Annotated in this window: 21 protein-coding genes; 10 read left to right on the top strand and 11 right to left on the bottom strand. The window is 52.2% G+C overall.

Annotated features, from left to right (window positions below):
* Window positions 1-6: 6 nt before the first annotated feature.
* Genes maiA through mhbT form a run of 4 tightly spaced genes read right to left on the bottom strand, consistent with a single transcriptional unit; the run spans window position 7 to window position 3,783 of the window.
* Entirely contained in the window at window positions 7-651 is a 645-nt protein-coding gene (gene maiA / locus HV213_RS10070; RefSeq protein WP_181486375.1) for a maleylacetoacetate isomerase, read from the bottom strand.
* Window positions 652-659: 8 nt separating this feature from the next.
* Window positions 660-1,358, bottom strand: a complete 699-nt coding sequence (locus HV213_RS10065; protein WP_181485586.1) for a fumarylacetoacetate hydrolase family protein — start codon at window positions 1,356-1,358, stop codon at window positions 660-662.
* Between the two features lie 17 nt (window positions 1,359-1,375).
* Window positions 1,376-2,413: a gentisate 1,2-dioxygenase gene (gtdA, locus tag HV213_RS10060; RefSeq protein WP_181485585.1), complete on the bottom strand. Its 1,038-nt coding sequence runs from the start codon at window positions 2,411-2,413 to the stop codon at window positions 1,376-1,378.
* Window positions 2,414-2,424: 11 nt separating this feature from the next.
* Entirely contained in the window at window positions 2,425-3,783 is a 1,359-nt protein-coding gene (mhbT, locus tag HV213_RS10055; protein ID WP_181485584.1) for a 3-hydroxybenzoate transporter MhbT, read from the bottom strand.
* Between the two features lie 126 nt (window positions 3,784-3,909).
* On the opposite strand from mhbT, the gene HV213_RS10050 reads away from it, so the two are divergent.
* The 5 genes from HV213_RS10050 to sanA all read left to right on the top strand — a co-directional run bounded on the left by HV213_RS10050 (window position 3,910) and on the right by sanA (window position 7,892).
* Window positions 3,910-4,827 (top strand): LysR family transcriptional regulator, encoded by a 918-nt coding sequence (locus HV213_RS10050; RefSeq protein WP_181485583.1) that lies wholly within the window; start codon window positions 3,910-3,912, stop codon window positions 4,825-4,827.
* 121 nt (window positions 4,828-4,948) lie between these two features.
* Window positions 4,949-5,347, top strand: coding sequence for a CidA/LrgA family protein (locus HV213_RS10045; protein ID WP_112213099.1), 399 nt, complete (start codon window positions 4,949-4,951; stop codon window positions 5,345-5,347).
* Window positions 5,344-6,039 carry a CidB/LrgB family autolysis modulator gene (locus HV213_RS10040; protein WP_110272403.1) on the top strand — a complete coding sequence of 232 codons (696 nt, stop codon included), beginning with the start codon at window positions 5,344-5,346 and terminating at the stop codon, window positions 6,037-6,039. The genes HV213_RS10045 and HV213_RS10040 overlap by 4 nt, the downstream gene beginning before the upstream one ends.
* A gap of 127 nt (window positions 6,040-6,166) precedes the next feature.
* Complete coding sequence (gene cdd / locus HV213_RS10035) at window positions 6,167-7,051, top strand: cytidine deaminase (RefSeq protein ID WP_181485582.1); 885 nt, start codon at window positions 6,167-6,169, stop codon at window positions 7,049-7,051.
* 124 nt (window positions 7,052-7,175) lie between these two features.
* The gene (gene sanA / locus HV213_RS10030; RefSeq protein WP_181485581.1) at window positions 7,176-7,892 is read left to right on the top strand and encodes an outer membrane permeability protein SanA; all 717 of its coding nucleotides are present in this window, start codon (window positions 7,176-7,178) and stop codon (window positions 7,890-7,892) included.
* A gap of 258 nt (window positions 7,893-8,150) precedes the next feature.
* Here the strand turns inward: sanA and mglC are convergent, their stop codons facing one another.
* From mglC to folE, 6 genes are all read right to left on the bottom strand, one after another.
* Window positions 8,151-9,161, bottom strand: coding sequence for a galactose/methyl galactoside ABC transporter permease MglC (mglC, locus tag HV213_RS10025; RefSeq protein WP_110272400.1), 1,011 nt, complete (start codon window positions 9,159-9,161; stop codon window positions 8,151-8,153).
* Between the two features lie 15 nt (window positions 9,162-9,176).
* Window positions 9,177-10,697 (bottom strand): galactose/methyl galactoside ABC transporter ATP-binding protein MglA, encoded by a 1,521-nt coding sequence (gene mglA, locus HV213_RS10020; protein WP_110272399.1) that lies wholly within the window; start codon window positions 10,695-10,697, stop codon window positions 9,177-9,179.
* 118 nt (window positions 10,698-10,815) lie between these two features.
* Window positions 10,816-11,814, bottom strand: a complete 999-nt coding sequence (gene mglB / locus HV213_RS10015) for a galactose/glucose ABC transporter substrate-binding protein MglB (protein WP_181485580.1) — start codon at window positions 11,812-11,814, stop codon at window positions 10,816-10,818.
* 291 nt (window positions 11,815-12,105) lie between these two features.
* Complete coding sequence (galS, locus tag HV213_RS10010) at window positions 12,106-13,128, bottom strand: HTH-type transcriptional regulator GalS (protein WP_112213092.1); 1,023 nt, start codon at window positions 13,126-13,128, stop codon at window positions 12,106-12,108.
* Window positions 13,129-13,283: 155 nt separating this feature from the next.
* The gene (gene yeiB / locus HV213_RS10005) at window positions 13,284-14,441 is read right to left on the bottom strand and encodes a DUF418 domain-containing protein YeiB (RefSeq protein ID WP_181485579.1); all 1,158 of its coding nucleotides are present in this window, start codon (window positions 14,439-14,441) and stop codon (window positions 13,284-13,286) included.
* A 15-nt stretch (window positions 14,442-14,456) separates the two neighbouring features.
* On the bottom strand, window positions 14,457-15,125 hold the full coding sequence (gene folE, locus HV213_RS10000) for a GTP cyclohydrolase I FolE (RefSeq protein ID WP_110272395.1): 669 nt from the start codon (window positions 15,123-15,125) through the stop codon (window positions 14,457-14,459).
* A 368-nt stretch (window positions 15,126-15,493) separates the two neighbouring features.
* On the opposite strand from folE, the gene fghA reads away from it, so the two are divergent.
* Together fghA and HV213_RS09990 are read left to right on the top strand one after the other, a co-directional pair.
* Window positions 15,494-16,330: an S-formylglutathione hydrolase gene (gene fghA / locus HV213_RS09995; protein ID WP_181485578.1), complete on the top strand. Its 837-nt coding sequence runs from the start codon at window positions 15,494-15,496 to the stop codon at window positions 16,328-16,330.
* A 267-nt stretch (window positions 16,331-16,597) separates the two neighbouring features.
* Window positions 16,598-17,967 (top strand): IS3 family transposase gene (locus HV213_RS09990; RefSeq protein WP_181485577.1). Its coding sequence is split into 2 segments (ribosomal slippage): window positions 16,598-17,078 and window positions 17,078-17,967, totalling 1,371 coding nucleotides; the frame shifts between segments, so codons are not numbered across the junction.
* 289 nt (window positions 17,968-18,256) lie between these two features.
* Here the strand turns inward: HV213_RS09990 and HV213_RS09985 are convergent.
* Window positions 18,257-18,976 carry an SDR family NAD(P)-dependent oxidoreductase gene (locus HV213_RS09985; protein WP_181485576.1) on the bottom strand — a complete coding sequence of 240 codons (720 nt, stop codon included), beginning with the start codon at window positions 18,974-18,976 and terminating at the stop codon, window positions 18,257-18,259.
* A 109-nt stretch (window positions 18,977-19,085) separates the two neighbouring features.
* Between HV213_RS09985 and HV213_RS09980 the strand changes: the two genes are divergently transcribed.
* The 3 genes from HV213_RS09980 (at window position 19,086) to HV213_RS09970 (ending at window position 20,364) form a co-directional block, all read left to right on the top strand.
* Window positions 19,086-19,478 (top strand): winged helix-turn-helix transcriptional regulator, encoded by a 393-nt coding sequence (locus HV213_RS09980; protein ID WP_181485575.1) that lies wholly within the window; start codon window positions 19,086-19,088, stop codon window positions 19,476-19,478.
* A 146-nt stretch (window positions 19,479-19,624) separates the two neighbouring features.
* Window positions 19,625-19,891, top strand: coding sequence for a type II toxin-antitoxin system TacA family antitoxin (locus HV213_RS09975; protein WP_032611697.1), 267 nt, complete (start codon window positions 19,625-19,627; stop codon window positions 19,889-19,891).
* Entirely contained in the window at window positions 19,879-20,364 is a 486-nt protein-coding gene (locus HV213_RS09970) for a GNAT family N-acetyltransferase (protein WP_181485574.1), read from the top strand. Before HV213_RS09975 ends, HV213_RS09970 begins: the two co-directional genes overlap by 13 nt.
* The last annotated feature ends 670 nt before the right edge of the window (window positions 20,365-21,034 follow it).

Below are 21,034 nucleotides of genomic sequence, written 5' to 3'. Positions count from 1 at the left end.
TGCCTCCTAAGCCGGGATCTTATCTTGTTGGTTTTCCGGCGCGGCGGCGATAAACGCCGGGAGCCGGGTGCAGGCGTCATAGACCGCCTGGCAGCGCGGATAGTGGCTCAGGTCACAACCCATCCGCAAAGCGTTAGCCCACTGCGGCACCAGGCAGCAGTCCGCCAGAGTTGGCGCATCACCCACGCAGAAACTACTGGATTTAGCGTGGCGCAACAGTTGCTCCACGGCGCTAAATCCCTGCTGGATCCAGTGCGCATACCAGCGTTTTTTATCTTCTTCACTCACCTTCAGCTCGTCGCCAAGGTAGCGCAAAACGCGCATGTTATTTATTGGATGAATGTCGCAGGCGATGGCGTAAACAATCTCCAGCACCCGCATCCGCGCGCTATCTTCCTGCGGCAGAAGCAACGGCTGCGGATAGTGACGGTCAAGCCAGTCCGCAATCGCCAGCGACTGCCCGAGAGACTCGCCCTCGTCGGTGGTAAGCGTCGGCACCAGGCCAACCGGGTTCAACCGCCGGTACTCCAGCGCATTCTGCTGGCCAATGCGGATGTTGACGCCCACGCTCTGGTAGTCAATGCCCTTCAGCGCCAGCGCAATCCGCACGCGATATGACGCCGAGCTATTAAAAAAACTGTACAGCTTCATCATTCACCTCACACCACGCGAACCGCGATTGGCGTCAGACCCTCTACGTTGCCGGTGATCACATCACCTTTCACCACCGCGCCCACGCCTTCCGGTGTACCGGTGAAAATCAAGTCGCCGGGCTGAAGTTCGAAGAAACCAGACAGGTAGCTGATGGTTTCATTGACCGACCAGATCAGATGGCGGATATCGCTGCGCTGGTGATCTTCGCCGTTAACCTGTAACCAGATCCCGGACTGATTCACATCTGCGGTATCGGCTTTATGCAGCGGCGCAATCGGCGCGGAGAGATCGAAGGCTTTGCCGATTTCCCACGGACGGCCCATCTGGCGCATCTCCATTTGGCGGTCGCGGCGGGTCATATCCAGGCCGGTGGCGTAGCCCCAGATATACTCATGGGCCTGCTCCAGCGGAATATCGCTGCCCTTCTTACCAATCGCCACCACCAGCTCAATTTCGTAGTGGTAGTTATCGGTTTGCGACGGGTACGGCAGGTTCAGCGTTTCCCCTGCGGCAACCGGCACCACCGCATCTGCGGGTTTGCAGAAAAAGAACGGCGGTTCGCGATCCGGGTCAAAACCCATTTCGCGGGCGTGTGCGGCATAGTTACGCCCCACGCAGTAAACGCGGCGCACCGGGAACTGCTCATCGCTGCCAACAACCGGCACGCTAATCGGGGCCTGGGGTGCAAAAACGTATTGAGTCATGATTCGTTTCCTTATTTTTAATAACGCGCTTCGCGGAACAGGCCGAGAGCTTCCTGCACGGGACGATCCGAAAAGCTGAATAACACGGTATCTTCGGCGGAAATAAATGAGACGGCGTGCCAGGTCGGCACCACGAAGATATCTTTTGCCTGGAAAGAGAAAGTCTGCTCGCCGATAGTGACCTGACCGCTACCTTCCACTACGTGATAGATAGTGCTGTCGGTGGTCTTCGCCGCGCGCGAGGTAAATCCTTTCGGCAACAGTTGCAGGAATGCGCCCATTGACGGCATCGGATACCCCCCGGTCACCGGGTTGACGTAGCGCATTTTGTAGCCATCCCACTCGTCGGCCTCGCCTAAGCGCGTCAGGTCGTGCAGCGCCTCGCGGCTGCGGTCATAGCGATAATTGAAGATGGGGGAAGAGTTACCGACCTGATGGCGCAGCGGCAGCATATTGGCGGCGTAGCGGGGCAGGTAGTCCCCTTCTTTACGGGTTACCGGCTGCTGATCTTCAGGATAATCCTCAGCAAAAGCGCAGCCCAGATAGTTCACCAGCGGCAAGTCAAGCCCATCCAGCCAGACAACCGGCTCATTACCGGGGTTGCCGTGGTCATGCCAACGCCATTGCGGAGTCAGGATAAAATCGCCTGCGTGCATCGGCGTGCGCTCGCCATCAACGGCGGTAAACGCCCCTTCTCCTTCAACGATAAAACGTAACGCCGACTGGTTATGGCGATGGCTCGGCGCGACTTCGCCGGGCATAATCAGCTGTAAACCAGCGTACAGAGACGATGTTATCGACGACTGTCCGCGCAGCGCCGGATTCTCCAGCACCAGCACGCGGCGTATTGCTTCTTTCGCGCCAATCAGCTTGCCGCTTTCCATCAGCAGCGGACGGATTTCCTGGTAATTCCAGTAAGCCGGCGCGCAGGTGGCATTCGGCGTTTTCGGGACCAGATGGTGCAGCGATTCCCAAAGCGGCGTCAGATTTTGACTGGAAATATGCTGGTAAAACTGCTGACGACCATTGTGTGTTTGCGTAGTGGATTGAGACATTATTCTTCTCCTTATTTATTCACGATGCCTGCAGAAGGCAGCTCGGCAGGTACAGATGTCGGGTTGCGGACGGCGAGCGTCAGCAGAATAAGCATCACGGCGCTAACAACGGCCGGTACAGCGATAACAAAAAACAGGGTGTCGAAAGAGAAATTCATCGCCATCATCACACCGCCGGAGAGCGAGCCAACGATGGCGCCGCAGCGGCCCACGGCATTTGACCAGCTCACGCCGGTGGCGCGGCTTTGGGTGGGATAGAGCGTTGCGGTCAGCGCATTCAGCCCGACCTGCGAACCGCTGATACCGATGCCAGTACCGAAAATCGCCAGCGCCATCAGCCACAGACCGTTCTCGCTCAGACCTATCATCACGATACAGACCGCGCCCATGCCGTAGCTCAGCGCCAGCACCCGATAAGGGTTAAAGCGATCCATCAGCGCACCGAGCAGTAGCGCGCCAAAGGTGCCGCCAATCTGGAAAGCGGCGGTGACCCACGACGCATGCTGTAAATCAATACCGCGATGGTTCAGCAGCGTCGGCATCCAGCTCGAGAGCAGATAGATAATCAGCAGGCTCATAAAGAACACCACCCATAACATCAACGTGATGGGCAACTGGCGGCCCGTAAACAGTTGACTGATGCTGCCCTTCGCGCCTGCTGCGGGTTCATCGAGCCAGAAATGGGTGTCGTCATAGCGCTCGCCAGTAATTGCACCGACGGTTTTAGCAATAGTTGCCTGCGGTAACTGGCGACGGATCTGCCAGCGTGGGGATTCAGGAAGCAGCGGCACCAGCGCCACCGCCAGCATCAATGGTAAAACGCCGCCGAGAACCAAAATGCCGGGCCAGCCAATCAGTGGAACCAACTGGGCGCTCACTACGCCCCCCATGGCCGAACCGAGGGTAAATCCGCAAAACATCAGGGTCACCAGCGCGCCGCGTCGCCGAGCCGGCAGATATTCCGACGTCATGGTAATGGTATTGGGCATCGCACCGCCGAGACCGAGGCCGGTCAGAAAGCGCAGAATAACCAACATTTGCAGGTCAGGCGCAAACGCCGAAAGCAGGCTAAACAAGCCAAACAGCGCGACGCAAAATTCAATCACCCGTTTGCGACCAAAGCGGTCGGAGAGCGGACCGCAGAGCAGCGCCCCGGCGGTTAAGCCCAGCAATCCGGCACCAAATAACGGCGCAAGATCACCCGCGGTTAATTGCCAGTGGCTACGGATATCCGGTGCGATAAAACCAATGGCGGCGGTATCGAAGCCGTCGAGCATGACGACCAGAAAGCAGCAGATAATCACGCGCCACTGACGGGCACCGACTGGTGCGGTATCGAGCAGCTTTTGCAATTCACGTCGTTGAGTCATGGTTATGCCTCATTGCAGGTAGGGGTAGATGTTGTATTTGTTTTTCTTATGTTGCGATTTTGTAGCTCATGCAATGATATGTACAATGGTATTTCGGGCATAGACATAACCTGGAGGTTATCGCTAATGGCAAACTGGACGCAGAAACTGAAGCTGCATCATCTGCAGATGCTGGTGGCGCTGGGAGAGCAAGGCAATCTCACGCAAGTGGCGAAAATGATGAATATTACGCAACCTGCGCTTTCCAAATGGCTCAGCCAATTTGAAGACGAAGTCGGTATGCCCTTGTTCGAACGCCACAGCAAAGGCCTGCGTCCCTCAGAAGGCGGAAAACTGCTGATACAGCATGCCCAGCGGCTGATTAACGATATGTCGCGATCGCAGTATGAAATCGAGCGTTTCAAGCAGGGCGGCCAGGTAGGCAGTCTGATGATCGGCTGTTCGCCAGTGGCGACCGACTGCGTCTCGCAGGCTATTCTTGAGCTGCTTAAAGAGATGCCAACTCTGCACCTGAATATCGAAGAGAAAGTGATGACGCCGCTGCTCAACGATCTGCTCGCTGGAGTGGTTGATGTGGTGGTGGGCCGGGTCGGCGGGCGAGCGCTCGAGCTGCCTCTGAGCTACCGGGTGCTCTACACCGAGCCGGTGTGCTTCGTCGCCCGTCCCGACCACCCGCTGGCGGAAAAAACGCGGTTAAGTTGGGCCGACCTCGCCCACTGGCGCTGGATTGTCTGGCCGACCGGCACCCCGATTCGCCTGAGTATTGATAATGCGCTGGTGGATAATGGCGTAATGCTGCCGGAAAACACCATCGAATCGGCATCGATGAACGTCACCACCAACCTGCTACAAAGCAGCGATATGGTATCGATTCTTTCATTGCGCCTGGCCCAGCGCTACGCCGCGCAGCGCCAGCTGGTGATTCTTAATTTGCCGCGCATTGAACAAAAAGGTAGCGTTGGCGTGTTCTGGCGAAAAAGTGAAGCGCCGTCACTTGCACTTAACCGCTTTCTTCATTATCTATCCCTGCAGCCGTCGCCCTGAAATCAGTATGGTCAAGTGTTCCAGATCTCTATCTCAGGTATGCGTAGAATTCATGATGTGATCGGTAGCACATTTTTGGGTTTAATTGTATGATGAATGTGGTTCATCAAGGGTTATTACCATGAGTCAATCACTGATTATTGTCTGGCAGTATCTGCGCGCTTTCGTGCTGATATATGCTTGTTTATATGCCGGTATTTTTATCTCCTCCCTGCTGCCGATAACGATCCCTGGCAGCATTATTGGCATGTTGATTTTGTTCTTTTTGCTGGCGTTGCAAATCATGCCCGCGCAGTGGGTTAACCCCGGCTGCAATGTTCTGATCCGCTATATGGCGTTGCTGTTTGTGCCCATCGGCGTAGGCGTTATGCAATATTGGGATTTACTACGCGCGCAGTTCGGCCCGGTCGTGGTCTCCTGTGCGATAAGCACGCTGGTGGTATTTTTGGTGGTCAGTTGGAGCTCGCACCTGGTTCACGGGGAGCGCAAAGTGGTCGGACAAAAAGGACGTGACAAATGATCCATGAAATCTGGTGGTCGCTGCCGCTAACCCTGGCCGTCTTTTTCCTCGCCCGCAAGCTGGCGGCGCGGTTTAAATTTCCACTGCTCAACCCGCTGCTGGTAGCGATGGTAGTGCTGATTCCTTTTCTGCTGATTACCGGTATCTCATACGAGCGCTATTTCCTCGGCAGTAAAATTCTTAACGACCTGCTGCAGCCGGCGGTAGTTGCTCTAGCCTTTCCTTTGTATGAACAACTGCACCAGATCCGCGCCCGCTGGAAGTCCATCATTACCATCTGCTTTATTGGTAGCGTGGTGGCGATGGTCACCGGCACCACCGTTGCATTGCTGATGGGTGCGACTCCACAGATTGCCGCTTCTATTTTGCCTAAATCGGTCACCACGCCGATTGCCATGGCGGTGAGCAGCAGCATTGGCGGTATTCCGGCGATCAGCGCCGTGTGCGTTATTTTCGTCGGTATTCTCGGGGCGGTGTTCGGTCATACCCTACTGAACCTGATGCGTATCCGCACCAAAGCCTCTCGCGGTCTGTCGATGGGTACCGCATCCCACGCATTAGGGACCGCTCGCTGTGCAGAGCTCGACTATCAGGAAGGGGCGTTCAGCTCGCTGGCGCTGGTACTTTGCGGGATTATCACCTCGCTGATTGCACCGTTTTTGTTTCCGGTAATTTTGGCGATAGTCGGTTAAATGTGATTTAAATCACATTATTCAATGCAACATTAATGAGTTGCACAGACAATGAGATGTTTATCACATATACAGGTTACAACCACCCGTACACTAGATTTCCATTACATTGTTATGAGGCAACGCTATGCACCCACGTTTTCAAGCTGTTCTTCCCCAACTGGCGGCGGATCTGCAAGCGGCTATCGCCCCGATGCTGGCCGACCCGCATTTTCCGGCGATGCTCAATGCCGGGCAAGTTGCAGCGCTGCAAAGCGCAACGGGTCTGGATGAAGACGCGCTGGCCTTTGCTCTGCTGCCGCTAGCGGCGGCCTGTGCCCGCGCTGACCTTTCTCACTTTAACGTTGGCGCGGTGGCTCGCGGCATCAGCGGAACCTGGTATTTCGGCGGCAATATGGAGTTTCTCGGTGCCACCATGCAGCAGACCGTGCACGCAGAGCAGAGCGCCATTAGCCATGCCTGGCTGCGCGGCGAAAAGTCTCTGCAGGCGATTACCGTCAACTACACCCCTTGCGGACACTGCCGTCAGTTTATGAACGAACTGAACAGCGGGCTGGCGCTGCGTATTCATTTGCCGGGTCGCGAGGCGCATTCGCTCCAGCACTATCTGCCAGACGCTTTCGGACCGAAAGATCTGGAAATCAAAACCCTGCTGATGGATGAGCAAGATCACGGCTTCCCGCTCAGCGGCGACGCGCTGACTCAGGCGGCGATTCAGGCGGCTAACCGCTGCCATATGCCTTACAGCAAGGCCCCGTCCGGCGTGGCGCTGGAGTTGAAAGACGGGACTATTTTTACCGGCAGCTATGCCGAAAACGCCGCCTTTAACCCGACTTTGCCGCCGCTACAGGGCGCGCTCAATCTGCTGAGCCTCAACGGCTACGATTACCCGGATATCCAGCGCGCTATTCTCGCCGAGAAGGCCGATGCGACACTGATTCAATGGGATGCGACCGTAGCGACGCTGAAAGCGCTGGGTTGCCATAATATCGATCGCGTACTGTTAGGCTAATCACAGACTGCGGGCCAAACGGCCCGCATTGTTGAAAATCCCCGCAATTAAACGACGGTTTCTTGCGCTTGCCCGGCGGGTAAAGTAGCCTGAAGGCTCCCTCGTTCACTATTGAGCCAAGTCCATGTTAAAGCGTGTGTTATACAGCCTGTTAGTCCTGTTCGGCTTGCTGCTGTTAACTGTGCTGGGCCTCGACCGCTGGATGAGCTGGAAAACCTCTCCCTATATCTACGATGAGCTACAGGACCTGCCCTATCGCCAGGTCGGCGTGGTGCTGGGCACCGCCAAGTACTACCGCACCGGCGTCATCAATCAATATTATCGTTACCGGATTCAGGGCGCGCTGAACGCCTATAACAGCGGCAAGGTGAACTATCTGCTGCTGAGCGGCGATAACGCGTTGCAGAGCTATAATGAGCCGATGACCATGCGCCGCGATTTGATTAAAGCAGGCGTCGATCCGGCGGATATCGTGCTGGATTACGCCGGTTTCCGCACGCTCGATTCGATTGTGCGCACCCGTAAGGTCTTCGACACTAACGACTTTATTATTATTACCCAGCGTTTCCACTGCGAGCGGGCGCTGTTTATCGCCCTGCATATGGGGATTCAGGCGCAGTGCTATGCGGTGCCATCACCGAAAGATATGTGGAGCGTGCGACTGCGCGAGTTCGGCGCTCGCTTCGGCGCGCTGGCGGACCTCTATATTTTTAAACGCGAACCGCGCTTTTTAGGCCCGCTGATCCCTATCCCCGCCCAGCAAGAAGTCCCGGAAGATGCGCAGTCTTATCCGGCTGTCACGCCGCAGCAGCTACTGGAATTGCAGAAAAAAGAGAAGTGATGTCGAAATTGATGAGTGATATAACTATCATTAAATCAATGAAAGCTCATTAATGAGTGATATAAGTTACGTAATTGCCAAGTCGTTTTTCCCCAAAATGAGCGTGAGGACTGACGTCTCACTAGCCCTGAATACTTTTCTGATTACGCGATTGGGTGCCTTGATCCAAGCAACGACCTGCCGTACCCGTCACTACATTCCGGCGCATAATGCAAAAGGCAGACGTCTTGACTGACGTCTGCCTTAACCCAACAACGCTTATTTCTTCCGCGCGTACTTCAGTGAATCCAGCGCCACGGCGAAGATAATAATCGCCCCTTTAATAATGTACTGCCAGTACGGGTTGACGCCGATGTAGGTCAGACCGTAGTTGATGACGGTGAAGATGATGACCCCGGTCACCACGCCGAATACGGTGCCGACACCGCCGCTGAACGAAACACCGCCCACCACGCAGGCCGCAATCGCGTCCAGTTCGTACATAAAGCCGAGGTTGTTGGTTGCCGAGCCGATGCGTCCTGCCTCCAGTAATCCGCCGAATGCGTAGAACACACCGGACAGCGCATAAATCATCAGCAGGTTCAGGGCGACGTTAACGCCGGAAACCTTCGCCGCTTCTGGATTGCCGCCGATAGCAAAGATGTTTTTACCAAAGCGGGTTTTGTTCCACAGGATCCACACGAAGAAAACGGCAATCAGCGCATAGAAGGTGATATACGACAGGCGGAAGGTCCCTAACGCGACAAACCCTTGGGCAAACTGTGAGAAGTGGCTATCGAAACCAGAAATCGGCGACGCGCCAACGAAGTCGTAATACAGCGAGTTGATACCGTAAACGATGATCATCGTGCCGAGGGTCGTGATAAACGGCGTTACGTTCAGATACGCAATAATAATGCCGTTGATAAGGCCAATCACTGCGCCAATCGCGCAGACCAGCAGGATAACCAGCGGAATCGGCATGGTGGCCATTTCCGGGAACACTTTATTAGCATTGTCCACCGCCTGCAGCATCGTGGCGGCGATAACCGCCGCCAGGCCGACCTGACGCCCTGCGGAAAGGTCTGTCCCCTGGGTCACAATAAGCCCGGCAACGCCGAGGGCAATAATAATACGCACCGAAGACTGGGTCAGAATATTACTTAAGTTCAGCAAACTTAAGAAAGTCGGATCCTGGAAAATAATAATGGCCAGTAACACCAAAAGAACCACATAAATCCCGCCATCTTTCAGATAGGTGAGAAAACTCTTTTTATTTAACGCACTCATGGGAAGCCCCTGATCTTAAAGATGCAACGACGCAAGACGGAGAATTTCGTTTTGCGTAGTGGTTTTAGTCTCAACAATTCCGGCAACAAGACCATTGCTCATTACCAGAATACGGTCAGTAATACCCAGCAGCTCCGGCATCTCGGAGGAAATAATAATGATCCCTTTTTCTTTTTTGGCCAGCTCAGCGATCAGCTGATAAATCTCAAACTTCGCCCCGACATCAATTCCGCGCGTCGGCTCATCGAGCATCAGAATTTCCGGCTGAGTTAATAGCCAGCGACCGATAATCACCTTTTGTTGGTTACCACCGGACAACGAACCAATTTGCGTATGCTGCCCTGGGGTTTTCACGCGCATCGAGTCAATAACCCACTGGGTATCGCTTTTCATGCGTGAGTTATCCAATAGTCCGACCTTATTTTTATATTTTTTAATATTGGAGATCAGCGAGTTAAAACCGATATCCAAATAGGCGTAAATTCCCGTTGAACGCCGTTCTTCGGTAACCAACGCAAAACCATGGTTAATCGCTTCATTGGCGCTATGGTTATTAATTTTCTTGCCATGCAGTTTAATGGTGCCGCTGGCTTTCTCGCGAATACCAAATAAAGTCTCAACGATATCGGTACGCTTAGCGCCGACCAGCCCGGCGATACCCAGAATTTCGCCTTTATGTAGGTCGAAAGAGATATCACGGATTGACGGCTGGCGTAGCGAGGTCAAATTGCGCACCTCGAGAATCACCTCACCCGGCGTATTCTCACGGCTCGGGAATCGCTGGTTCAGGGAGCGACCAACCATCATGGCGATGATCTTATCCATATCCAGCCCTTCCAGCGGCTGGGTGGCGATCCACTGACCATCGCGCAGAATGGTAATTTCATCGCACAGCTGAAAAATTTCTTCCATCTTGTGGGAAATATAAACAATACCGCAGCCGCGATCTTTCAGCTTACGGATAATTTTAAACAGATGATTGACCTCTTTTTCGGTCAGCGACGATGTCGGCTCATCCATAATCACGATTTTAGCGTTATAGGAAAACGCCTTCGCAATTTCAATCATCTGCATTTGTGATACTGATAATGTCCCCACGCGCGCACGCGGGTCGATATCAATATCCAGTTCATCGAAGATAGCCTTGGTATCGCGATACATTTTGTCCTGATCGACAAACATACCTTTGGTGGGATAGCGTCCCAACCACATGTTATCCATCACCGAACGTTGCAATACCAGGTTTAATTCCTGGTGAACCATTGAAATCCCATTTTCCAGGGCTTCTTTCGCCGAATGGAAATCGATCTCTTTTCCCTGAAAAAGAATACTACCGGAATCTTTTTGATAGATCCCAAAAAGGCATTTTAATAATGTGGATTTGCCCGCGCCGTTCTCCCCCATTAATGCATGAATAGAGTGGGGACGAACCTTGAGGTTCACATTATCGAGAGCCTTGACTCCAGGAAACGATTTGTTGATGTCGCTCATTTCCAACAAATATTCGCCTGACCGTTCGCTATTATTGCTGACCATAGTTATACCTGGCTGCGTGCGTGCATACCCCAGCCGACGAATTAACGACGCGAAGGGACGAGTTCTGTATCAGGAATAATCGGGCGTACAGCACGTACGCCCGCAATTTATTAATCTACTATTTGCTGGTGAATTCGCTCAGATTATCTTTATCAACACCGACGTACGGTACGCGGACAATCTTATTCTCAATTTTCCAGTTAGTACCAGCAGCCGGTTCTTTACCGTCCGCCAGGTTTTTCGCCAGATCGAAGGTCGCTTTCGCCTGGTTGTTAGCATCGTTCAGCACGGTACCGGCCATCGCGCCAGATTTAACCAGCGCCAGCGCTTCAGGCAGCGCATCGACGCCGAATACCGGAATGCTGCTCTTATTGTGGGCTTTCAGAGCTTCTACCGCGCCCATCGCCATCGCATCGTTGTTGGCGATAACGACTTCAATTTTGTTAGCATTCGGGCCAGACAGCCAGGCATCCATCTTATCTTTGGCCTGAGCGGTGTCCCACATTGCGGTATCTAACGCCAGTTGCTGAGTTTTAAAGCCCTTGTCGTTCAGCTCTTTAATCACGTAGGTGGTACGCGCTTCAGCATCCGGGTGGCCCGGCTCGCCTTTCAGCAGTACAAACTGAATCTGACCGTCTTTATTCAGATCCCAATTCGAATTTGCTTTCCAGTGTTTAGCAATCAGGTCGCCCTGAATCACGCCGGACTCTTTTGAGTCGGTACCGACGTAATACGCTTTATCGTAGCTATCCAGAGCCTTACGGGAAGGTTCTTTGTTAAAGAATACCACCGGCACGTTCTGGCCACGGGCTTTATCAATAACCGTGCCCGCCGCTGCCGGGTCAACCAGGTTAATTGCCAGCGCTTTCACGCCTTTTGCCAGCAGGACATCAATCTGATCGTTCTGTTTGGACTGGTCGTTTTGCGAGTCATTCATCAGTAGCTGGACGTCTGGCGCTGATTTGCCGTCTTTTTCGATTGCCTTACGCACCACCGACATAAAGTTGTCGTCATATTTATAAATCGTCACGCCGATACGGGTATCTGCTGCGTGTGCCGCGGCGCCAAATAACATGCTAGCCATTACAGCAGACAGGGTTAACACCTTCTTATTCATGGAATCTCCGGTTTTATTATGCAGGGTCTTTGGTGTGAAAATGGCTGGCGGGAGTGTTACATTGATGTTACCGCACAGCGACATTCACTACTGTAATTCGGTCTTCCGTGTAGGGTAACGCTCCTGAAAAACGGCTTTATCTATCGTTTAACTGCCGATGACTACTGTAAAAGTGATTAATCACCGTGACATAGTATGTTCAGACTCGTAAACGCAGCAATCATAGTCAGCTTAATGTTAACAAACTGTGAAATCACTCACAGATTGAAAGCGGTTACATCAGGCAGATAATTAGTTAGTGATCGAACCCACAATTTGCCTCTGCGCCACCGAATGTCGACGCACCAACGTCGGCATAAAGCAGTGGCTAGCCTCACGATCAAGCTTTCCAGCCGCTCCCTGGAGCGCCAGCTCGGTCGCCAGTTTCGCCATCGACATAATGGGGTAGCGCACCGTCGTCAGCTGCGGGTCGGTGTAACGGGAAATCGGGATATCATCAAAACCGATCAGCGAGAGATGCTGCGGCACAGCAATGCCATTGTCTTTCAGGGTAGTCAATGCACCAGCCGCCATGCTGTCGTTGTAGGCAAAGACGGCGGTCAAACCAAGATTACGCCCCAGTAGTTCAACCATTGCGGCCTCTCCGCCCTGCATATCCGGCGACCCCGAACCGACCCAGCTATCGGGAGCGGTAATGCCCTGTTCATGTAACGCCCTGAGCCACCCTTCCCGACGCATATCATCATCTTCAATACCGTGATTGGAAGAGAGGTAGCCAATGCGCTGGTGACCATGATTGAGCAGCATTCGGGTTGCCATCAACGCGCCGCTAACGTTATCCAGCCCGACGCAGCGATGGGCATATCCCGGCACAATGCGGTTAATCAGCACCATTCCCGGCATATGTTCCATAAAGTCACCTAGCTCCGCGTCGCTCAGCGCTTTGGAGTGGACAATCAGCGCCGAGCAGCGCTGGCGAATCAGCACCTCAATAGCGTTGCGCTCTTTTTCCGCTTCATGGTAGCTATTGCCGATCAACACATATTTCTGATGCTGCTGGGCGACGGTATCCACGGCTTTGACCAGTGCGCCAAAAAAGGCATCCGATACGTCCATTACCACCACGCCGATGGTATCGCTGACCTGCGTCGCCAGCGCCTGAGCGTTGGCATTGGGCCGATAACCCAACTGCGTGACCGCTTTCATTACCGCTTCTCGCGTATCCGGGCTCACTAGCGCGCTGTTATTGAGCACGCGCGAAACCGTCGCGACGGAAACACCCGCCTGACGGGCGACATCACGAATGGTGATCATACTCACCGACCTTTAGAGAATTGCAGTACGTCACACTCACCTCCTGTGTTCAGCAAGGTGGCTATTCTGGCAGCGACGCGCTGCACGCTACGTGAGTGATGTCACAAGGATGGAAACGGTTACATCCATTTTGTTAATGATTGTGATCTAGATCGTTATCTTGATGTATCTTTTAATGATGTCCCTGACGCACGCAGGGTTAATTGACGCCATAGCCACTCAACGGGGCCCTGACGGAAATGACGCAGCCAAAACCACGAAAAGATAAGATTAACCGCCCATACCGGCGGCACGAAGGCTAACAGCTGTAAGCGGTCAAACTTCATAAACAGGCCAAAGCGGTAAAACAGCGTAGTGCAAATCAGCGTTTGCAAAAGGTAATTGGTGAGCGCCATGCGCCCAACGCAGGCTATTGCCCCCACCAGCCGCAGTTTACACAGCTGCGGCCAAAAGCCCCAGGCCAGCGCCGCGTAGCCAATGGTTTGCAGCGGCGCGCTCAGCTCGCGAGGCGCCTGTAACAAGAATGCACACCAGCGGTAATCCCAGCCAAGATGCCACTGGGCAAGAATAGAGGGCAAATTGACCGCCATTCCGGCAACAATCAACAACGCGCCAGTACGACGGTAGTGACGAAGGCTGAACTGCCCTTTGAGCCAGCCACTGCGCATCAGCGCCGCCCCCATCAGCATCATGCCCGCCAGCTGCCAGCCGTACTGCGCACCCAGCGCCAGCAGGTTGTCCGACAGCATATCCGCACGGTTGCTCACCGCCTCAAAACCGCCCTTCAGCTTCCAGAACTGCTCATACTGCAAATTCGCGGCATCGGGCATCCACGAACGATTGGGCGTATTGCCGGAAATCAGTCCCAGCAGCAGAAGCACCGCAATGCCGATGACGTACAGCACCACGCCGGTATTAAAGAGGGATTTAACATCATGGGCGTCGCGCACCATCCGCCAGCTCACCAGTCCCACCAGAGCGTAGGCCAGCAGAATATCGCCGTCCCAGAAAAACAGACCATGGATGAAGCCGAGCAGCGCCAGCAGCGTCAGGCGCGATTGGATCCAGCGCTTGCCGCGCGGCAGGAGAAGCTGAAGCCCTGCGCCAAATAGCAGCGCAAACAGCGTCAGGAATTTGACCTGCGCAAACAGATCGAGAATTGCCCAGGTCCAGGCGTCGCTAGCAGAAATGCTCCCGGACCATGCCGGGTTGAGGTAAGCGGCCTTCGGCAAACCGAAGGCGCTGATATTCAGTAGCAGGATACCGAGGATGGCGACGCCGCGGACAAAGTCCAGCGTGACATTTCTCTCCATGTACCCTGCTCCGTTTTAGTTGTGGTGGCGTACGGCGCGCAGGAACTCCTGGCGGGTATTCTGGCTGGATTTAAACAGGCCGCCCAACGAAGTGGTGGTGGTGGCGCTGGTCGCGTCGCGGATACCACGCGCTTTTACACAGTAGTGAACCGCATCGATCGAGACCGCGACGTTGCTGGTGCCCAGCAGCGTTTGCAGCGCGGTGAGGATCTGCTGCGTCAGTCGCTCCTGCACCTGCGGGCGCTGGGAGAAAAACTGCACAATACGGTTGATTTTCGACAGGCCAATCACCGAATCTTTCGGAATATAGGCCACCGTCGCTTTACCGTCAATCGTCACAAAATGGTGTTCACAGGTACTGGTCAGGGTGATATCACGCACGGTCACCATTTCATCAACCTGCATCTTATTTTCGATGACGGTGATTTTGGGAAAGCGGGCGTAATCCAGGCCGGAGAAGATCTCATCAACGTACATTTTTGCGATGCGATGCGGCGTCTCCATCAGGCTGTCATCACTTAGATCAAGGTTTAACAGCTGCATAATCTCGGTCATGTGTCCGGCGATCAGACGTTTACGAGTTTCATTATCAATTTCTTGCACTGGCGGACGCAGCGGCGTCTCCAACCCACGAGCGACCAGCGCTTCATGAACGAGTACGGCTTCTTTACTCAGTGATGACATTTTTGTTCTCCTGCAGGTGTGGCGCTCTTTGCTCTTCTGAGGGCAAAGTTTGTATTCATTGTGCGTGAGGTGACGCACAGAATCCAGTAGCCGCATCGATAATTGTTGAAATTGGCGTCACCTCTCGTTCCACGCCGCCAGACCGGCGTATTCCGATGCGTCACGCAACGCCTGACTCCCATTGCCGCAACCAACACAATACCAGGCACATAGCGCAATTCCTGACGCGATGGCAACTTCAGTATGTTGGTTAAAAGTTGCATTAATGATGCAATACGTTCCGAAAAGGAGAAAGTGAAAGTTACTCACGGGCGAATGAAATATCTGTATTATGGAAAATTACGCGCATAACCCATAAGGAGCCCTGCATGGAACTGCTCGAAGAGCACCGCTGTTATGAAGGTCGGCAGCAACGCTGGCGACACGACTCCACGACGCTGAACTGCGCCATGACGTTCAGCATCTTTCTCCCCCCATCTCGCACAGATACGCCGCCGCCGGTTCTCTACTGGCTTTCCGGGCTGACCTGTAACGATGAAAACTTTACCACCAAAGCGGGCGCACAGCGGGTCGCCGCCGAACTGGGCATTGCGCTGGTGATGCCGGATACCAGCCCGCGTGGCGAAAGCGTTGCTGACGATAGCGCCTACGATCTGGGAAAAGGCGCAGGCTTTTATCTCAATGCCACCCAGGCGCCGTGGTCCGCACATTTTCGCATGTACGATTATCTTCGCGACGAGCTGCCACAACTTATCGCCAGCGAGTTCAAAGTCAGCGAGCGCTGCGCTATCAGCGGGCATTCGATGGGTGGTCACGGCGCGCTGGTTATGGCGTTGAAAAATCCGGGTCGTTTCACCAGCGTGTCGGCTTTCGCGCCAATCGTTAACCCGACTCAGGTTCCATGGGGTAAAAAAGCGTTTACCGCTTATCTGGGAACCGATGAAGCAACGTGGCAGGCATGGGATAGCTGCGCCTTAATGCGAACCAGCCAGGAAGAGAATGCTATCCCAACACTGATTGACCAGGGCGATAGCGATTCATTCCTCGCTGAGCAGTTGCAGCCGGCGGTGCTGGCAGAAACCGCGCGCCAGAAAAGCTGGCCGTTAACCCTGCGTATTCAGCCCGGTTACGATCACAGCTACTATTTTATTGCCTCATTTATTGAGGACCACCTGCACTTCCACGCGCAGCATCTCTTTAAATAATCGTTTCAATGCGCCGTGAAGAACGTTCGCGGCGCATTCATATGCAAAATCCCTCGCCATCAAACAGTCATAAAAACTAATATATACAGAGAGATAGTGTATTTTATGGCGTCGAGGCGTATGATTTTTGACGGCGCTTGAGGCTTTCGCCTCAGGGCAATATTGAGTTTTATCGTTGTGCTGAGGCAGAAAGAAGAAAGCCCCGAAGGTAATGTAATCACCTATGAACTGCACCCATTTTGTTGGACTCTCTTACTGGAGAGTCCTATGTCAAAACGTAAATATCCTTTCGAAGTGCGCCTGGCAGTGGTTATGCACTATTCCACTACTGATGAAGGTTACCGTTTAACATCTGCACGTTTTAACATCCCCAGAACACAGGTGAGGATGTGGGTGGCTGCCTATGATGCCTATGGCGAAGAGGGGCTAAGACCCAAATATAAAGGCGTGTTAGTAGATCCTGAAATCCGGGTAGCCGCCATAAAGGACGTGCTGGAAGGGAAGATGTCCTATAATCAGGTAGCAATCAAATATAAGATCGCTGGCCCTGGTGTTATAGCTAAGTGGTTGAAAGTTTTCGATAAGAATGGATATGACGGCCTCCGATCTCTTCGCGTTGGGAAAAGAAGGGAACTTCATATGATAGAAACCCCTGAAGCGGTTGAGGCTGCAATTGAACGTTCAAAAGTCCAGCGTATCAAGGAACTGGAAAAGAAAGTCAAGTATCTGGAATTGAGAGTTTTATATCTAAAAAAGCTGAAAGCCTTGGTTCGGTGAGGGATAAAGTCAAAGTTATTGATGAACTGAGGCAGCACTACCCATTTGATGAACTTCTTCAAATTGCGGACATTCCCCGCAGTACCTTTTACTATCACCTTAAAGCACTTAAATCCCCTGAAAAATATGCTGAGTTAAAATGCAGAATCAGGGAGATTTATGATGATAACTACGGGCGTTATGGCTATCGCAGGATAACTATGGCTTTAAAACGAGAAGCCTGTGTAGTCAATCATAAAGTTATTCAACGTCTTATGAATGTTATGACTCTTAAGGCTGCGATCAGAGTTAAACGTTACAGTTCATGGCGCGGACAACGTGGTGAAACCGTCGACAATCTCCTTCAACGAAACTTTAAGGCTAACGGACCTAATGAAAAATGGGTAACAGACGTCACCGAATTCGCTGTAAACGGCCGGAAACTCTATTTTTCTCCCATCATAGATCTCTTCAATAACGAAGTGATTTCCTACAGTATTTCCGAACGACCAACCATGCCGATGATTGATGACATGCTGATTAAGGCATTTGCCCGAATGGATGCTGACAGCAATCCTGTTCTTCATTCTGATCAGGGCTGGCAATACCGACACAGATGGTATCAGTATCAGTTGCGCGAGTTTGGGGTTTTGCAAAGTATGTCCCGAAAAGGAAACTGTCTGGACAATGCCTGTGCAGAATGCTTTTTCGGAACGTTAAAATCGGAATGCTTTTACACCCGTAAATTCAATGATGTTGACGAACTGAAGGTTGCCCTCGAGGATTACATTCGTTACTACAACACCCGCCGCATTAGCCTTAAATTCAACGGCCTCAGCCCGCTTGAGTATCGCCTACAGACCTACCCACTACGAATTTAAACCAATGATTTTATCGAGGGTGTTGTCTGGGAAACGTTTAAATAAGAGCCATTTGCATGCTCTGGATTCTTATGTTTCTGGCTAGTGATTTTAAAGCGCCATCTAGATGCAGATCCAGATGCCGAAGCGCCATAGGACACGATGACGCTCATGTCTGCTATGAGCGAGAAGCGGAAGTCGGTCTCATATTCCAGCTATTAACCCTTTGGTTTTCATTGATTCAAACCATATTGAGGCGAACAAAGACCTCTGACGAGGTTCCCTTAACCACGTCAGAAAAGTCTACTGATTAGATTGTTGTCAGCGGTGGGAGAATCACCTCGGCACGATCGCGCCGGGACACTACCGTCCATATTTCTTCGGCAATATCATCCGGGTCAATAATTGGTACATTGAGCTCTATTCCACTGGCCTCCAGAGCATTTTTACCCGCAGACCGATCAATTAACGCACCGATACTCACTGACCCCACGTACACCCCCTGTTGCAGAACCTCAGCATTTAACGTGAGAGCATAGTTACGTGTAGCTGCCATGATTTGCCCGAGAGGGCTAAGTCCAGGCATTGGGATAACAGCAGAAAGGCCTCCGACCAGAACGATAGCCCCGTCTCTGCGTTCTAACATGCGTGGCAATAAGGTATGTGATAATTCAACAGGAGAGTACAAAAACAAACCAGCGGCGGATTGCAGCTTTGAAGAATCAATAGCAGAGGCAAGCGCAAGATTCGGCCCTGGAGATACAGGCGCGTAGACTGCGACATCAATTTTCCCGAGCTTATCCTCAATGCTCCTGACGAGATTGGGAATACCACTGAGGTCTGTTAAATCATAAGAAAATGCTTCAGCAGTGATACCTGATGAGGCAAGACTGAAAACCAGTTCTTCGAGAGCGTTCACTCTACGAGCGACAAGAGCCACCTGATAACCTTCTCTACCAAATTTATGTGCGAGAGAAGAGCCAAGCCCTGTTCCCGCACCAAAAATAGCAATCGTTTTTCTTACTGTCATGGTAACCTCAATGGTATAAATAAGTAACTAGGGAACTTAGTTAGCGTCAGTATTAAACAGACACCACCATGCTAATGAAGGTTACTTTTCTCCGCAAGAAGGCACATAAATGGTACTAAATAACATTGATTTTACCGGGATTCCTGACCCCAGCGAAAGCAACTGTCAGACGACTCGCGAGATTCTTGATCTGATAGCTGATAAATGGAGTCTTTACATTATCATCATGCTACGTAACGGACCGCGGCGCTTTAACCAGCTAAGAAGAGATGTTGAGGGTATTTCGCAGCGCATGCTAACACTGACGCTTCGTGGGCTTGAACGGAACGGATTGGTGACCAGAACCATGTACCCAACGATCCCGCCCCGCGTGGAATACGAACTTACGAAACTATCGGCAACACTTCTTACTCCCGTGATGGGGCTTGTTGTCTGGGTTGATAGTAACAAAGATAAAATCGGCGTTGCACGGCAACTGTACGACGATAGAGAGATGGAGTGATAATGATGCTTCTTCTTCGTCCGCTCCTGGCACACAGCAGACATCAGTATTCAAAACTATTAAAAAAAGATAACTTACTGTATAGCATTTGCTATACACGGTCGTTGTGCTATTCTTGTAAAGCAAACGCTATACAGGGGTGTCTTATGAAATCAGATGTTCAACTTAACCTTAGAGCTAAGGAATCGCAGCGGGCGCTCATAGATGCGGCTGCGGAAATTCTCCACAAGTCACGTACAGATTTCATTCTTGAAATGGCCTGTCAGGCTGCCGAGAATGTGATCCTCGATCGCCGGGTATTTAACTTTAACGATGAGCAATATGCGGAGTTCATCGACATGCTTGATGCACCGGTCGCAGATGATCCCATTATCGAAAAACTGCTGGCAAGGAAACCTCAGTGGGACATGTAACAGCACCAGAACCTCTGTCCGCTTTTCATCAGGTGGCTGAGTTCGTTAGCGGTGAAACTGTGCTCGATGACTGGTTAAAGCAGAAAGGCCTTAAAAACCAGGCTCTCGGTGCGGCCAGAACGTTGGTGGTATGTAAGAAAGATACGAAGCAAATAGCCGGCTATTACTCTCTGGCCACCGGGAGCGTCAATCATACTGAAGCGACAGGGAATCTTCGGCGTAACATGCCAGATCCCATCCCTGTCATTATACTTGCCCGCCTTGCTGTCGATCTCTCATTGCGCGGAAAAGGGCTTGGCGCTGATTTACTTCATGATGCAGTGCTTCGTTGCTATCGGGTTGCCGAGAATATTGGTGTACGTGCAATCATGGTTCATGCGCTCACAGAAAAAGCTAAAAATTTCTACATTCACCATGGTTTCAAACCATCACAAACTCAGCCGCGGACATTGTTCCTCAGACTTCCTCAGTAATGCGAAAGGACCTTATGTTCGCAACTTTATGAGCAATAATTAAATGGTGCGCATGCGGTTAGTTCAATAGACATACTGCATGAGAGAAGATGGTGAACGAGTTATTGGCTAGACAAGAATGCACGTGCAGTAGGAATGCTGTGGAATGGATAATACGGCTGCGAAATTGATTATTTAGCTTTATAGGGAACAAAAAAGAGCCCATGTATTAAATGGACTCTTTCTCTGATGCCTCGGTTAATCTGTCCAACTTTTTGGGGTCAGTACACCACGAGGCTATCTGCATGCTTAGACAACATCAGGTTAGTCTCTTACTCGCCGTAAGGCAAGGAGAACAAACCATGAAGGTTCCGCATAACGCCCTGATCTGGTGTCTGCTAATCGTGTGTATACCCGTCATTCTTCAAGTTGCATGTGCGTTGGCTTTCCTCGCTCACCCCAGTCACTTACTTAAGTAAGCTCCTGGGGACTCCCTGCGTCGCCGCCTTCCTGCAACTCGAATTATTTAGGGTATATTAGAAATACTTGCGGCAGTATTCGTGCCATTATTCGCCCCGGTAAGTAGCAACCTGGAGCGATGGGATTTCCCACCGCTTTTCAGGCATGAGGCTGTCCGGCTTCGCCACAAGCGCCTTTAGCGAGGGCTGGCAGGGAAACCTGCCAGCCCTCT

The organism is Klebsiella sp. RHBSTW-00484, from assembly GCF_013705725.1.
Taxonomy (GTDB): domain Bacteria; phylum Pseudomonadota; class Gammaproteobacteria; order Enterobacterales; family Enterobacteriaceae; genus Klebsiella.
This window is presented reverse-complemented; position numbering and strand designations above follow the sequence as displayed.